The organism is Streptomyces coelicoflavus (genome assembly GCF_003112555.1).
Taxonomy (GTDB): Bacteria; Actinomycetota; Actinomycetes; order Streptomycetales; family Streptomycetaceae; genus Streptomyces; species Streptomyces coelicoflavus.
In genome coordinates this window covers 163,532-178,940 of the sequence record NZ_BEWB01000015.1, presented here as the reverse complement: position 1 = coordinate 178,940, position 15,409 = coordinate 163,532, and the positions used below count along the sequence as shown (strand labels likewise).

At 70.2% G+C, this 15,409-nt stretch carries 12 protein-coding genes; 8 read left to right on the top strand and 4 right to left on the bottom strand.

Annotated elements, in window-relative coordinates; translation table 11 throughout:
* The first annotated feature begins 206 nt into the window (after nucleotides 1-206).
* From Sco07f_RS32890 to Sco07f_RS32865, 6 genes are all read left to right on the top strand, one after another.
* Complete coding sequence (locus Sco07f_RS32890; protein ID WP_108989979.1) at nucleotides 207-3,140, top strand: lantibiotic dehydratase; 2,934 nt, start codon at nucleotides 207-209, stop codon at nucleotides 3,138-3,140.
* Nucleotides 3,137-4,408 (top strand): lanthionine synthetase C family protein, encoded by a 1,272-nt coding sequence (locus Sco07f_RS32885; RefSeq protein ID WP_108989978.1) that lies wholly within the window; start codon nucleotides 3,137-3,139, stop codon nucleotides 4,406-4,408. The genes Sco07f_RS32890 and Sco07f_RS32885 overlap by 4 nt, the downstream gene beginning before the upstream one ends.
* Before the next feature lie 24 nt (nucleotides 4,409-4,432).
* Complete coding sequence (gene fxlM / locus Sco07f_RS32880; protein WP_108989977.1) at nucleotides 4,433-6,514, top strand: methyltransferase, FxLD system; 2,082 nt, start codon at nucleotides 4,433-4,435, stop codon at nucleotides 6,512-6,514.
* 94 nt (nucleotides 6,515-6,608) lie between these two features.
* Nucleotides 6,609-7,745, top strand: a complete 1,137-nt coding sequence (locus tag Sco07f_RS32875) for a hypothetical protein (protein WP_108989976.1) — start codon at nucleotides 6,609-6,611, stop codon at nucleotides 7,743-7,745.
* A gap of 276 nt (nucleotides 7,746-8,021) precedes the next feature.
* Complete coding sequence (locus Sco07f_RS41270) at nucleotides 8,022-8,534, top strand: helix-turn-helix domain-containing protein (protein WP_108989975.1); 513 nt, start codon at nucleotides 8,022-8,024, stop codon at nucleotides 8,532-8,534.
* 414 nt (nucleotides 8,535-8,948) lie between these two features.
* On the top strand, nucleotides 8,949-9,824 hold the full coding sequence (locus tag Sco07f_RS32865) for a ComEA family DNA-binding protein (RefSeq protein WP_108989974.1): 876 nt from the start codon (nucleotides 8,949-8,951) through the stop codon (nucleotides 9,822-9,824).
* 66 nt (nucleotides 9,825-9,890) lie between these two features.
* Here Sco07f_RS32865 and Sco07f_RS32860 read toward each other — a convergent pair whose 3' ends face one another.
* Nucleotides 9,891-10,112, bottom strand: coding sequence for a hypothetical protein (locus Sco07f_RS32860; RefSeq protein ID WP_108989973.1), 222 nt, complete (start codon nucleotides 10,110-10,112; stop codon nucleotides 9,891-9,893).
* 102 nt (nucleotides 10,113-10,214) lie between these two features.
* The gene (locus tag Sco07f_RS32855) at nucleotides 10,215-10,394 is read right to left on the bottom strand and encodes a hypothetical protein (RefSeq protein WP_108989972.1); all 180 of its coding nucleotides are present in this window, start codon (nucleotides 10,392-10,394) and stop codon (nucleotides 10,215-10,217) included.
* A 175-nt stretch (nucleotides 10,395-10,569) separates the two neighbouring features.
* Between Sco07f_RS32855 and Sco07f_RS32850 the strand changes: the two genes are divergently transcribed.
* Nucleotides 10,570-11,073 carry a hypothetical protein gene (locus Sco07f_RS32850; protein WP_244942185.1) on the top strand — a complete coding sequence of 168 codons (504 nt, stop codon included), beginning with the start codon at nucleotides 10,570-10,572 and terminating at the stop codon, nucleotides 11,071-11,073.
* A gap of 1,326 nt (nucleotides 11,074-12,399) precedes the next feature.
* The gene (locus Sco07f_RS32840; RefSeq protein ID WP_108989971.1) at nucleotides 12,400-13,386 is read left to right on the top strand and encodes a competence protein CoiA family protein; all 987 of its coding nucleotides are present in this window, start codon (nucleotides 12,400-12,402) and stop codon (nucleotides 13,384-13,386) included.
* A 182-nt stretch (nucleotides 13,387-13,568) separates the two neighbouring features.
* Here Sco07f_RS32840 and Sco07f_RS32835 read toward each other — a convergent pair whose 3' ends face one another.
* Entirely contained in the window at nucleotides 13,569-14,402 is an 834-nt protein-coding gene (locus Sco07f_RS32835) for a hypothetical protein (RefSeq protein ID WP_108989970.1), read from the bottom strand.
* Nucleotides 14,290-15,174 (bottom strand): AAA family ATPase, encoded by an 885-nt coding sequence (locus tag Sco07f_RS32830; RefSeq protein ID WP_108989969.1) that lies wholly within the window; start codon nucleotides 15,172-15,174, stop codon nucleotides 14,290-14,292. Before Sco07f_RS32830 ends, Sco07f_RS32835 begins: the two co-directional genes overlap by 113 nt.
* Between the last annotated feature and the right edge of the window lie 235 nt (nucleotides 15,175-15,409).

Sequence of the window (15,409 nt, the reverse complement as noted above, 5' to 3'; positions counted from 1 at the left end):
GGCGCGTCTGACGGCGTGGTGGCACCGGCAGCCCTCTCGCTCCCAAGGAGGTAGTGGTGGCTGATCGGTCCCCTGTGTTCCGCTCCGGCACGACCGCACTCGTCCGAGCCGTTGCCCGGCCGACGCCGCAGTACCCTCAGCTGCCCGATCTCGATGATCGCTCCGCCGACGGAGTCGCTGCCTGCACCGCGTGGCTGCGTGCAGTCATGGCCGACGCTGATTTCGCCGAAGCCCTGGAACACGCCAGCCCGGTTCTGGCCGCGCGGATACGGAGCATGCGTACGTCTCCTGCACCTTCCCCGCGGGACGTGCGGCGGGCGGCACTGTCGGTGGCCCGCTATCTGCTGCGTTCCCTGCACAGGGCGACGCCGTTCGGGCTCTTCGCCGGTGTGACGGTCGCCGGATTTGGCCCGCAGGCTCGCACGAGTTGGGGCGGGGAACACGTGGCCGTCGGCCGTGCAGGCGCGGAATGGCTGGCCGCTGTGGTCGAACGGATGGAGACCTGTCCGGACCTCCTTGAACGACTGCCCGTCGTCGTCAACAACACCCTGATGAGCCGCGGTGACCGGCTCGTCGTGCCGTTCCAGTCCGCCGCCCGAGGCCATCGGTTCCGCGCGGTCGAGGCGTCCCTGGCCCTGACCGAGCCCGTGCGCGCGGTCCTCACCGCTGCGCGGGAGCCGGTCGGGGGTGGTGAGCTCGCTGACAAGCTCGAGGCAGAGTTCCCCAAGGCCGGACCGGAGAAGGTGCGCAAGCTGCTGGCGGAGCTGATCCGACGGCGTGTGCTGATCACGGGCCTGCACGCGCCGAGCACCGAGAGCGACGCCCTCGGACATCTGCTCGACCAGCTCCGCATGGCCGACGCCGAGACCCTCCCCGCTCTCGCCGAGCCCGTGCGTGAACTGGGGGAGATCCGGACCGCGCTGACGAAGTGCGCTTCGCGCGGTGAGCGCGACAGAGCCGCAGCGCAGATGAGGGCCCTGGTGCCGGGCCTGCGCCGCCATCCCGTCGCGCTCGACCTGCGCCTGGACGCGCGGCTCGTCCTGCCTGACGCGATCGCCCGCGAGACCGAGCGCGCTGCGCTGCTCCTGGCCCGGGTCAGTGCACGTCCGTACGGCGCCGCGGCATGGGGCGCGTACCACCAGCGGTTCTACGAGAGGTACGGCATCGGCACGATGGTGCCGCTTCAGGAAGCCGTCGCCGACAGCGGCATTGGCTACCTCGAGGGCTACCCAGGTTCCTCGCCCGGTGCCCGCCGACCTCGCCTTTCCACCCGGGATGATGCGCTCGTACGGCTGGCGCAGTCCGCCGCGCTCGACGGCCGTGACGAGGTGGTCCTCACCGACGAGCTGATCGACGCCTTGGACGTGGGGCCCGATGAGCCCCGCCTGCCGCCGCACCTGGAGGTGGGGGTGCGGATCCATGCAGCAGGCGTGGACGAGTTACGGCGAGGGCAGTTCCGGCTGGAGATTGTGAGTGTGTCCCGCGGCGCCGGCGTGACCACCGGCCGCTTCCTCGGCATCCTGGCCCCGGCCGATCGATCGGCGCTGGCCACCGAACTGTCCGACCTCCCGACCGCCGACGACGACACCGTGCCCGCGCAGCTCTCCTTTCCGCCACTCCTGCCGGAGAGCGCCCATGTCACGCGGGCCCCGCAAGTCCTGCCGACCGCGATCAGCCTTCAGGAACACCGAGTCCCGGCCGACGACGTCCTCGTGCCCGCGGACCTGGCAGTCGGGTGCGACGGCCGTCGCATGTACCTGGCCGATCCGGAGCGCGGCCGACGCATCGAGGCCGTCGCGATGCACGCGCTGAATCTCCGCACGCACACTCCGCCGCTCGTGCGGTTCCTCACCGAGCTGCCCCGCGCCCAGTACGCGCAGGTCACCGTGTTCGACTGGGGCGCCGCGCAGGCGATGCCGTTCCTGCCGCGTCTGCGCTACGGACGCACCGTGCTCGTCCCCGCCCGCTGGCGGGTCGAGGCGCTCGAGCTGCCCGGTCGCGCACGCCCCCGGACAGAATGGGACACCGCCCTCACCGAATGGCGGGCCCGGCGGCGGCTGCCTCGGCGGGTCCACCTCATGGAAGGCGACCGGCGTCTCTTCCTCGACCTCGACGACGCCGGTCACCGGACGCTGCTGCGCCATCACCTCGACCGAACGCGTCAGGCCGTGCTCGTCGAGGCGGCGGAACCGGGGGCGTTCGGCTGGTGCGAGGGCCGCGCGCACGAGGTGGTGGTGCCACTCAGGGCGACCCGGCCGTCGCCGTGGCCCAAGCTGCCCGCCCCCACCCCAGCACGGGCCCTCTCCACGGCCCAAACGCAGACGCCCGCCGCTTCGCCGGTGTTGCTGGCCGCGTTGTACGGCGACGCCCGCCGCCAAGACGTGCTGCTCTCCCGTCACCTGCCGGACCTGCTCGAACGGCTTGGTGGCCCACAGTGGTGGTTCATCCGCTTCCGCGACCCCGAGCAGCACCTGCGTCTGCGCATCGCGCTCCCCACGCCGGAGGCGTTCGCCGAGACGGCCCGGACAGTGAGCGCGTGGGCCGACGAGTTGCGCGACGTCGGCCTGCTGGCGGACCTGCGGTACCTCACCTCCTACCGGGAAGCGGGGCGCTGGGGCTCCGGCGCCGCGTGGGACGCGGCCGAAGACGTGTTCCGTGCAGATTCGCGGGCGGTCGTGACCCAGCTCGCTCAACCGCGGCGCCCGCAGAAGCGCACGCTGGTGGCCGCGCACGCCGTCTCCATCGCCTCCGCTTTCCTCGGCAGTCCGGATGCCGGGTCGCGCTGGCTGATCGACCACATCCCGCCCACGGCGCCCGGACCCGTACCACGCTCGCAGTTCACCGACGCCGTACATCTGGCCGACCCCGGCGACGACTGGGCCGCCCTGCGCACCACCCCTGGAGGAGCGGCTGTCGTGTCCGCGTGGGCGGACCGTGATGCGGCGCTCGCCGCCTACCGGCGGCATCTGCCCGGACCCCACACGCAGGGCATCGACCTCGACGACGTCCTGACCTCGCTGCTGCACGTCCATTTCGTGCGGCACGTCGCGGTGAACTTCCCCGAGGAAGAGGTCTGCCTCCACCTCGCCCGCGCCGCCGCCCTGGCCTGGACCGCCCGCACCACCGGGAGGACACCATGACCGCACAGACAGCGCAGGCCGCACTCGACCTGGCCGGTGCCGTCGCCGATCAACTCGCCGACCCGGGCAGGGTGTCCCTGCCCGAGGCACACCGGCAGCACCTTGCCCACGGCCTCCCCGGCATCGCGCTCCTGCACCTCGAGCGGGCCGCGGCCGGCCTCGGCCCGTGGCAGCGCGCCCACGACTGGCTCGCCGCTGCCTCCCGTGAGGCGCTCACGGGAGGCCCCGACAGCCACCCGTTCTACGGGGCGCCCGCCTTCGCGCACGCGCTGACCTGCGCCGCCGATTGCCTGCCCGGTGCCTACCAGCGCGCTCTCGACACTCTGGACCGCCAGATGGCGGCCGATGCGAGTCGCCGCGTCGACGCCGCTCACCGTCGCATCGACACCGGGCGCCTCCCGGCGCTGGCCGAGTTCGACGCCATCCGCGGCTTGACCGGGTACGGTGCCCACCTTCTGCGCCGCGACCCCGACTCCTGCGCCCTGCGGGCAGTCTTGGACTACTGCGTACGTCTCACCCAGCCGATCACCCAGGATGGAGAAACCCTGCCGGGCTGGTGGACGCCAACAGGCCCTTCGGGACGCATGGACGAACGGTTACCCGGCGGACACGCCAACAGCGGTATGGCACACGGCGTCGGCGGCGTGCTCGCGTTGCTGGCGCTCGCCGCCCGGCACGGCACCATCGTCGCCGGCCACGACGAAGCGGTGGGCCGGATCCTGTCCTGGCTGGACCACTGGCAGGAGGACACCGGCCGTGGCCCGGCATGGCCGTACTGGGTCACCCGGACCGAACTGCGCACCGGCCGCCGGGTCCCGTCCGCGCCGCGGCGGCCGTCATGGTGCTATGGCACTGCCGGTCTCGCCCGCGCCCGGCAACTCGCCGCACTCGCCTTCGGCGATACCCGCCGCCGGCTGGACGCCGAGCACGCACTCGTGGCCGCCCTCACCAACCCCGCTCAGCTCGAGGCCACGACGGACAACGGCCTGTGCCACGGATTCGCCGGCCTCGCACACATCGCTGCCCGTGCCGCCGAGGACGCCCATCCCTCGACCGCCGGACGGCTCCGCGACGTGATCCCGGTGCTCCTGGCCGCCGTCCATCCGCCGGGCGCCGACCCCGTGCACACCGCCACGGCACTTATCCAGGACGAAGAGCGCGGCCCTGGCCTCCTCGACGGCGCAGCAGGTATCGCTCTGGCCCTCCTCGCGTTCAGTGCCGCCGAACCGCCCCTGTCAGCCTGGGACTCCTGCCTGCTCGTCGCCTGACCCCATCGACCTAAGGACATCCGCATGCCCCCGGACCGCTGGCAGCAGCACAACATCACCTTCGCCGACCGTGAGAGCGCCCAGCGAGCCGTCGCCGAACGCATCGCCCCCGTCCTCCTCACCGCAGAAGCGGACGAGCAGCTCACGGGCTGGTGGTTCATGAACAAGCAGCCCTGGCCTTTGCGATACCGCGCGGACGAGCCTTCACCTGCAGTCGAGGCGATGTTGAGCGACCTCGTCCAGGACGGCAAGGTCGTGTCGTGGCTGCCCGGCGTCTACGAACCCGAGACCGAAGCCTTCGGCGGAACTGCGGCCATGGAAGCCGCTCACGAGCTGTTCCACCAGGACAGCCGCCACCTGCTCACCCATCGGCCCGGCTCGGAAAGCCTCGGGCGCCGGGAGACCGCCGTGCTGTTGACGAGCGCGATGATGCGAGCGGCCGGCCTGGACTGGTTCGAGCAGGGGGACGTATGGGCGAAGGTCGCCGCCTTCCGGCCGACAACTGGCCGTCCGCCTGACGAGCGGGCCGCCGAACTCGAGCGGGCAATGCGCAAGCTGATGACCCTGGACGCGCACGGTCTGTGCCGCTCAGGCGGTCCGCTCGCCGGGCGCGGCGGATGGGTGGCCGCATTCGAGCGGGCGGGTGCCGAGCTTGCTGCCCTCGCCGACCGTGGTGCCCTCACACGCGGTCTCCGAGCCGTCGTCGCCCACCACACGATCTTCCACTCCAACCGCGCCGGCCTCCTCAGGAGTGACCAGAGCGCCATGTCCGACATCGCACGAGAGGTAGTCATGGGAACGAACGACAACGCCGCAGGGTCAGGCGGAGCGGCGATCGGCACGGAAGGCGTCCGCGGAGTGAGCGCCACGATCGCCACCCCCACGGCGGCAGACGCCGAGCGCCTCCGCAACGCCCTGGTCGACGCGTTGCGCGCCCAGGGACACGCCCGTAGGCCTGCCGTCGAGCACGCCCTGCGGACCGTGCCGCGCCACCTGTTCGTGCCCGACGCGTCGCTCGATGACGCCTACGCCGACGCACCGGTGCACATCAAGTACGACAGCGACGGCACGTCGATCTCGTGCGCCTCCCAGCCGGGCGTCGTGGCCCTCATGCTGGACCAGCTCGATGTCCGGCCCGGCGAGCGCATTCTCGAACTCGGCGCCGGTACCGGCTACAACGCCGCTCTGCTCGCCCACCTGGTCGGAGAGAACGGACACGTAACCACCCTTGACGTCGACGACGACCTGGTCGAGGGCGCCCGCGCGCACCTCGCCGCCGCCGGAATCGACAACGTCACGGCGATGACCCATGACGGGGCACTCGGCCACGCCGAGGGCGCACCGTACGACCGGATCGTCGCCACCGTCGGCGCGCACGGAGTGCCGCACGCCTGGCTGCAGCAGCTCGCGCCCGGTGGCCGGCTCCTCGTCCCCCAGCGGCTCAAGGGCACAGTGTCCCGCTCCATCGCCTACGAGCAGCGCGACGGCCGATGGATGTCCCTCGGCAGCGAGATGAACACCTTCATGCCGCTGCGGCAGGGCATCGCCGACGACGCTCGCCGCGTCATCCCGCTCAGTACGGACGGCACCGTACGCCTGCAGGCCCCGGCCGGGCAGAACATCGACGCCGTCGCCGTCGCCGGCGTCCTGTACCAGCCGCGCACCGAGGAGTGGACCGGCACGACGGTCCGCGCCATGGAATCGCCCGAGTGGATGGAACTGTTCCTGACCTGCTCTCTCCCCTCGGGCCTGATCCGGATGCTGTTCCCTCACAGTGCCAAGGGCACCCTGCTCACGGAGGACCCCTACCCCTCGTCGTCGGCGGTGGTCGGCAAGGGTGCCATCGCCTACCTTGCGCGGCGTTTGTCGGAGCAGACGACACCGGAGGGCGGCAAACTCTGGGAGTTCGGCGTCATCGGCCACGGGCCCGGCAGCGAAGAGCTGGCCGTGCAGGTCGCCGATGCTGTCCGCACCTGGGACCGGGAGTACCGCGGTCGTGAGGCAGTGTTCGAGATCCAGTCCCTCGACGCCCCCGCGATCGAGCAGCGCCCCGGCCTCTTCGCGCTCGATACCCCCTTGAACCGCATCGTCGTCGACTGGCGCTGACGCGGTCTCATGCAACAGACGGTGCCTGCCAGCCGTACGCCCGCTGGCAGGCACCGTCGGCCCAGCAACAGCTCCCACTCATGCCGGGGGACCCATGGACCCGCACGGACTCACAGCCCAACGCTTCCCGCTCGTTGCCCGATGGCGCCCTCCTTGTCTCCCTCTCCCCGAACGCGTACGCAGCCTCGTCGAACTCGCCGGCACCGCGGTCGAGAGAAGCGATCAAGGGCTCGCATCGGCCGCTTGCAACCAGGCCGCGCTCATCGCCTCCGACGTCGGCCTCCCCGACCTCGCCCGCGAGCTGTGTCGCCGACACGCCGCCGCCTACCTCCACGCCTGCCCACTGCCCGGGATGAGCGCGATCCGAGCTCTCGAACCGGTCGTCAATCTCGCACGTCTCCAGATCCGTACCGGACGCGCGGACGAAGGCCGTCGACGGCTGCTCGACCTGTATGCGGCGGTCGAGGCGGGTGCGGCCACCCGGTTCGACCGCGTCGCCGTACCTTCGGGCCTCACAGCGACCGACGAGGACCGCCGCGAGGTCCGCGCGTGGCTTTGGCGCGTACTCCTCGCCGATGGCACCCGCACCCTCACTGCCACCGGACGGTGGTCCGAGGCCGAAGCCCACATCGAAGCCCATTGCGGCGTCGGCAGCCGGATGCTCGACGGGCGCCAGACCGCTGTCCTCGCCGCGCTCGCCGTCGGCGACTCCGTCCGGGCGGATGTGCTCCTCGCCGAGACGGCGCCCGGCGATCCGTGGGAACAGGCCGTCGCGGCCTGCCTGACCGTCCTGTGCCGTCGCGTTGCCAGGCAGCCGGTCGACCGCCACGTGGCGGACCTGGTGACGACGTACACCGGACGGGAGACCGAACCGGGCATGACCGTCTTCGACATCCGCCTCGGCCTCACGGTCCTCGACGCGATCGGATCCGCCAAAACACCTGCCGCACGCCGCATCGTCGACGACCTTCACCGTAGGACGACGAACGCCCGGGACGGCTACGCGGCCCGCGAGACCTTGGCGCACCCGCTGTTCACCGCGATCGCCTCAGGCCGGCAAGTACAGGACTGCCGCGACCTGATGCGTGCCTGCGCCCTCGGGGCGAGAGGCATGCCGAACGAGTTGAAAGAAGGGCTCGTTGCGGCCCTGAGCACCAGCGACAGGGTGATCCGGGCGAGTCTCACGCGCCCGGTTGGCCTCGGATGCACGCTACCTGTGGAGAGGGCCTGAGAAGATCAGCCCGAAGAGTCCGCAGAAGGCAGCCCAGGAGCCCGCCGATCTTGAAGATCTTCACGCTCTGGACCCGCAAAGTCACACGGTGCAGTGAATTCAGTCCGCAGCGAGAGGCCATCGTGGCGCTCGCACGTCTCTCCGGGCAGCCGTAACGGGGAGGGAAGGGCGTGGGACGTCCCGCGAACATGGCCCGGCAGGTCGGCGACGCGCTGGGAATCGACGTCAGCGTGCGGTCCAAGCTGAAGTCTCGACCATCACCATGATGTTCTTCGCATCGGCAGTGGCGCTCGCGGCGCTCGGGCTCGCCACCCAATCCCGAACCCGAAGAGCGCCGTCGGACGACTTGCTCAGCACCTGCGTGATGGCCTAGCCCGCCGAGGTCTGGGCTACCGGGAGTTGGCCGACCTGACTCAGTATCACCCCACCACTCTTCAGCGTGCTGCTGATGGCAAGCGCGTCTCATCCTGGGAAGTGGTTGAGGAATTCGCGAGGGCCTGCGGCCTAGGCATCCCCAAGGCCCGGACGTTGTGGCTGGCCGCCCGCAGCGAGCGCGTTGGCCGCCGTGGCCCCCGGGATGCCCCGGGAGTCGAGCAGATCTACAACTACGCCGATTTGGGGCCTTCCTGGCCGATCTGCGCGAAAGGAAGGGGAGCCCTCCATACCGGCTCATGGAACGGCGAGCCGAATCGACCATGGAACAGTTCGGTCGCTTACCGCACTCGACTGCCCAGCGAATTGCTGCCCGCAGGACACGGCCCTCCCTGCCTCAGATGCAAGCCTTCCTGATCGGTTGCGGGATTCCTGTAGAGCGCCACGGCCAGCTGGTGCGGGCCTGGCAGCGGGCGGCCGCCCGGCTCCAGGAAGACCTGGCGGGGCAGGCGGGCGGGAGGAACCCCGGGGGGGGAGTACGTCCGACTGCAGGCCGACCTAGCGATGTCTGCACGGGTTCACGAGTGGGGAGCGATCCAGCTGGTTCGGGACCTGGGGTACGCGCCCGCTGAGGTCTTCCGGGGATACACCCGCCCGTGGTTCGTGCACTGCCGCTCGTGTGGGCGTGCGCGCCGAAGTCGTGCGGCACCAGCAGACCGACGTCGCACACCCGCGGGCCTGCCTCATGCTCTCCCACGACGACCGCGTACAACTACAGAGTGAATCGGACCAAGGCAGGCGCTTCTGTCCTGCCTGGGGGAGGAAACCGGCATGGGGAAGAAAAACGAGACGGCGCCAAGCCTCTTGAACATCGGGGAATCACACAGCTTCGACTGCGGGTTGAAGCTGTGCTTCACCGGTGTGCAAGCACCCGATCTCGATGAGAAGACCCTCAAGAAGATGGTCAGAGACGAAGGGATGCGAGGGACGACGGATACCCTCAACTTCTTCCAAGTCGATGCCATCGTGGAGAACGTCGGGTCCCAACTGCTCAAGTTCGACCTGCACTACCAGTACCACTATGCGCGCGTTGGCAACCCGGCGCGTAAGGCAGCAGGGTTGGACGTCATGGACGGGGCTCTGTTCGACGTAGTACTTCATCCAGGACGCCGCCTGGCCGCGTACTTCGTATTCGCTGCGCAGCGGGGATGGGGAGACCGTGTTGAAGTTGATTCGAAGATTTACCTTGAACCCAGCCTCACTACGTTGTCGAGTGTATGGGTGGGCCGTCTGGGGGGAACCCCCAGCAGGACCGCTCCAGCAGCTGTGGCCAAGGAAATGGCTGTGTCACATTCGGAGAGTGCTTCTGCCGTAACGGTTGCCGCAGTCGAGGCGGAGATGCGCAAACGAGATGAGGGCAAACGGATCGCACTGGAGAACCCTCGCCTCGCTCTTGAGCTCGGGATCGGCGATCCTGGTCGAAACGCCGATTTCGACGACGGCGGTCTCATCGACATCAACGGTGTGGATGCGGAGACCTTGAGACGGACTTTCCGTCTTTCGGCCGACGCAGCGTCCAGGATCGTTGGGGCTCGAGCACGTTTGGGTGGGACCTTCACCAATGTCGAGGAAATGGTCTTGTATGCCGAGCTCAGCCCGCGCGAGGAACAACTGGTGCACGAGCGGGCGGTTGTCCTTCCCTGGTGACTGCGGGAAAGCCGCGACATCTAGTCACGCGGTTGTCGACTGCCCCCCGAGGGTCCAGCGCGGGCCTCAGTCGGCAATGAGCCGTAGGAACGTCGGGCATTCGACAGCGTGCCATTCGCGGACGAGGATCTCTCCTTCCGCAAGGGCGACCTCCGCGTACCAGGGGTAGCAGTCGAGGCAGGCTTGGATCTCGTACGGGGTTCCGTCGTCGTCGAAGGCTTGAAGGTCAACGGACCCTACCGGGGCAGAGCGTGTGACGTCTGGCTTGCGCTCAGGGGTGTCGGTCATCCGTTCAGTATCTGACTCGACTGAGGGGGCGCCCGAGGTGGCGTCGGATAACTCCGCAGTTATCCGACGCGGTCGGTGGTGGCTCCCTGGACCTGGCGAAGGTCAGCTGGGCGGCTCCTCCCCTTCGATCGTGCTGGGAGGCGTCCGGCACGCCTGCTGCCGAGTGCGGATGCGCTGCCATCCGGTGGTGCCGGCCAGCAGCACCAGCCCGGCGATGACATTGCCGACTACGTCGTGGAGGACGAAGTCGTACAGCGCGGCCAGGACTGCGGTCTTGGTCACGACCAGGAGCCGCCCGCACGGCCCGACGGCTCAGGAGCACGGCGAGCCCACCGCCGACGTCCAGGCCGTAGGGGTCGGGTTTGTCGACGTCATCAAGAGTCGGCAAGGGAACGACCCTCTCCGGAGGAATGACGCCCTCCCCTCCAAGCTCGTCAGTTCTAACGTGGATAGACCGTTGACTAAAGAGGTTGCCCGCCCTACCGTCACTCTCGTAAGAACGGCATCTATCCACGTTCGATCAAACCGGGAGTGCGCCATCAAGATCACCGTCACGGTCGACCAGCCGACCCAGGAGTTTCAGGAACGCCTGCTGGAACTCCTGGCGGAACACGCCGCCCACGTCGAGGTCGACACCACCTGGGACCGTGAGCGCGCCCGGCGGTACTACCTCGCCTTGCCGGCCCGCGCCCAGCGCATCCTGAAGGAAGCCGCGAGCCGGGATGGCTACGTCAGCGCTGACGACCTGCGGGAGGGCGAGGACAGCAGCCTGCGCGGCCACAGCGCGGCCCTGAAGCGCATCCTCGACCGCGGCATCCGGGAGGGCTGGTGGCCCGACGGCATGGAGGCGCCGATCCAGGCCCAGGGCCCCGGCTTCGGGAAGGTGGTCGGCTACCGAATGCCCGACCACCTCACCAGCGTGTTCCGCATGGCCATCAACAACACCTCCCGCGACTGGTAGTAGCCGACAGGCCCAGCCACAGCGGGCGCCTGCAGAGACAACACAGCGGCGCCCCCGACCAGGATCAGTGGCCGGGGGCGCCGTCATGCACGCTACCGCCCGGCGAGAACCGGACAACCCGAGAAGCCGCAGGCTAGAGGTACCTGGCAGTACCTTGCAGATACTCGCGGCTACTTGCAGGAACTTGCCGAGTTCCCATCGATTCCCTTGACTGCCCGGCCGTGACCTGCGGTGACGCCGGAACGGTCCTCGAGCGGCGCGAATTGCAGACCCCCCGCACGCGCAACCCTCGATCTGTCCTACGGTGCTCTCACTGCCGTCACCCGCACCTAAAGGAGGAGGCCGCGACGTTGGGCGATCGGACCACTCGCGTACGTGATCCCCGCCACATCTGGCGGGTGCTGGTTCACACGTTCGTGTGGTGTTTCGCCGCGTCCCGTGGTGTTCCGTGGTGTCCCGTGGCGGCGGGTTCATCCGGATGGACGAGGAGGCCAACCGTCATTGTGATCTAGGGGTTTCAACCCCCGCAGCCCCCCTTAGACTTCCAGCAACGCAGAAGGGAGCCCCTGCCGACGTCAGGCCTAGGAACCTGTCGACAGGACTCCCCTGCGAGGACACGAACCACGCGACATACGTAAGAGGTGACCTATGAAGGAGCGTAGCAACAACCCCACCCCAGGGCATCCATGGATGCCCTGGCTGCGGAAATGGGCCGCACGTCACGGTCGTACCGTGCAGGATCAGATGATCCGAGGCGTGTCGTACGGCGTCGGGAGCGGCGCCGTGAGCCTCCTCGTCGTCTGGTGGCAGAGCCGCCACTGACCGCGAACAGATCCACGATGGCCCCCGCTACGGCGGGGGCCATCCTCGTTCCAGGAGATCCCCGGCGGCCAGGGCGGCACGGGCATCACTGCGGTTCCTGCCGGTCCGGGATCTCCGTGCGGTGGAAGTTCTGCCAGGACCGGGAGGCGGTCGGCCCGCGCTACCCCTGATAGCGGGAGCCGCGCGCCGCGCTGCCGTATGGATGCTCCGGCGCTCCGCCCGCTCCCGGTATGTTCTCCGCCGCTCCCGGCTTCACCGTCGCCTCCACTGCCCTTTCCCTCCCTCTACTTGGCGCACCGCCACGTGGTCCGTGGTGGCCCTGGAGGCAGGCTGACCGGCGAAGCGGACACCAGCGGCAACAGATGTTGTCCACCACCTGGCGGAGGACGCGGCGGTGCAGCAGGGCGGCGAACACCAGTCGGTGCCGCAAGTCTTGTGGGGCGGCGGGTTTCCTCGGGCTCCACCAACGGCAGCAACGGGGGAGGCGAAGGGGAGGGGCAGAGCGTGCATGACGACTTACTGGTGGTGGGGTTCGACCTGGAGACCTGTCGGGAGGTGCACGTCTCGGAGCGGGCGCCGGAGCACTGGAAGCGGGTCGGGTACGGCGGGACGGGTCAGTTGGTGTGCTTCTACTGCTTCCACGGGTTCGAGGCCCCGGCGGGCTCCCGGGTGCCGCTGGTGACGCGGGGGCGGTTGGGCGGGAAGGTCCGTCGGCACTTCGCGCACCCGCCCGGGCAGGCCCCGGTTGGAGGCCACAGCCCGGAGACGGTCTGGCACATCACGACCAAGCACCTGCTGGCGGCCTGGGCATGGTCAAGGCCCGGGGTCGACCGGGTTCGTCTGGAGCAGTGGACGGAGGATCACGACCGGCGGGCCGACGTCGAGGTGCTGCTGCGGGATGGCACGAAGATCGCGCTGGAGGCGCAGCGCAAGCTCATGACGGACGACGGGTGGCGGGCCCGCCACCGGGACTACGCGCGCCAGGGCGTGGTCGACGTCTGGTTCTGGCGGCCAGGGGTGCATTTCCCGCACGTCGTGCTCGACGAGGGCCTGCCGGTGTGGTTCTACTCCGTCTCGAAGCGGGAGGCGGCGACGTCGCTGGGGCGGCCGCACGCGCAGGTCCACCAGTGGTGGCAGGCGCCGGACCTGTCGGTGTTCGGGCTGCACCATCCGCCCTGTGCGCTGGACGAGCTGGAACGGGTGACGATGCCGCTCGGCACGCTGGGGCTGGGGGCGGGCGGCGCGGTGCTGCCGAAGGATCTGCAGCAGCGGTTAGCCGAGTCCCAGCGGGAGGCGCGGGAGGAAGCGAAGCGGCGCAAGGACAGTGAGGCCCGGTACGCCCGTGCCGTCCGTGAGTCCCGGGAACGGGTGGCGCGGGCACCGGCTCCCATGCCTCTGCCGCCGGTGCCGGCGGGCGGGCTGCGGTGCGAGGTGTGCCGCCGTCCGCTGGACCCGCTACTGGCGAAGAACCGGCGGCACATCCTGTGCTGACCGGCCCCCCCCCGGCGCCGCCGGGGGCTTCTTCGTTGCGGCTCAGTAGCCGTTGGCCCCATTGGGTCCAACAGGTCTATGAGGGTCCTGGTACCGGCGCGGAGTGACGATATCTTGGTCCCTGCTCAGCGCTTCTGTCCTCGCCTCTGCTGCTGGTTGGGGTGAACGGCGGGCGCGGCGGCCTAGTGCTGGACCTGGCGGTTCTGCTTTGCCTGGTCGGCTCGGTAGCGCGCCTCCTCGTCGTGCCGGTCGGGACTGAGCTCCCGGATCGTCCTGCGGTACGCCTGCTCCTGGCGGACGGCGTCGATGTAGCCGCGGAACTCGGCGGCCTTCCGGGTCGAGGACTGGATGCGGCCGTGCGCGTCGTTGCGGCGGCGCAGGTCGCCGGTGTCGATCGCCTGTGCCCGATCCGGCAGGGCGGTGCGCAGCTCCTGCAGCTTGGTGGCGAGGTCCTCGACGGTGGCCGGACGGTAGCCGGTGGCCCCGAGCGTCCGGGCGTCCGGGGCCTCGGTCAGCGTGTCCCACGCCTGAGCGCGGGCGTCCGCGGCGGCCCGCTTGGCGCGCATCTCCTCGGCTTCGGCCTCCATGCGCTGCTCCACCAGCTTGTCGGTCGCCTTCTTCACGGCCTTCTTGGTGGTGAAGGTGAGCGCGAGCGTGACGCGGCCGACCCTGCGGGCGGTCTCCGTCTTGTCGTACTGGCTGCGGAGCTCCTTCGCCTTCTGCGCCGCCTCGGCGGCGGCGTCCGTCTCCTCACGGGCGCGGGTCAGCAGGGCCTCGGCGGCGGTGAGGACGACGTCGGCCCGGGTGGCGAACTCGCGGCCGCGGGTGGTGATGGCCTCGGCGTCGCGCTCCAGGGCCTCGTGCCGCTGCCGGTACTCCTCGCGGGCCTCGGCGGCCAGAGCCTCAGCCGTTTCGGCCGCCTCCAGGTAGAGGCCCATCCGGGTGCGCAGTTCCTTGTCGGACAGGTCGCCGTACGGCCGCTTGGCTGCGGACGGGATGGCCCGCAGCTCCTGCACGCGGAGGTCCTCGTCGAGCCGCGCCTGGTGCTCCTCGGACCACTGCGGACCGTCCGCGCCGGTCTCCCCGGTGTCGTACGCGGGCAGCTCGACGTCGTCCTGGCGGCGCTCCTGCTCGGCGCTGGCGAGCTCGGCGCGGCGGGCGGCGCATCTGGGAGCGGGCCTCGTCGGCGGTGGCCGCCGGGTGCACGCGCTCGGCGGCCGCAAGCACTTCCAGGGCCTTGCGGTGGTCGCCGGTACGCCAGATGTCGAGCGCGGCCCGCTCGGCGTCGTCGCGCTGGCGGCGGTTCTCGTCGAGGGTCAGGCCGCCGACGAGGCGGTGCACCTCCGCGAACCAGCCGCCGATGCCGACGGCCTGGAGCTGCTTGGGGTCGCCGATCGCGAGGACCTGCGTGCCGGTGCGGGCCGCCTCGGTCAGCAGCTTCGCCGCGGAACGGTCGTCGGTCATCACCGCCTCGTCGACGACCAGGACGTCGATCCCGGTCAGGCCCTCGCCGGACTCGATCCGCTTCAGCCAGGAGGCCGCGGTCCGCGAGGGGATGGCGGAGGCGTCCTGCAGTCCCTGCGCGCCGACCGCTGACAGGCACGCACCCGCGTACATGGTGCCGGTGGCGTCCCACGCGATCCGGCACGCGTCCATGAGCGTGGACTTGCCCGCGCCGGCCACACCGACGACGGCGTCGATGCCGTTCCCGGCGGTCAGCAGCCGGGTAACGACCTCGCGCTGCTGCTCGGACAACTCGAAACCGGCCGCCACGGCGAACACCGACATGGCGGCGTCGGCCTTCTCCGGGGTCAGGCGGACGGTGTTGTCGCCGACCCGCGCCCGGGCCTGGTGACGGCGACCTCCTCGGCGGCCAGGACGTCGCGGGTGGTGTACGGTCGGTGCTCGACATCACCGTGGAGCCGAGGTGCCGCAGCGGCACGGCGTATCCCTCGACGCGCAGGACGTCGTCGACCAGGTGCTGCAGCTCGGTGAGTTCCGCGCCGCCGAACCCGTACGGCAG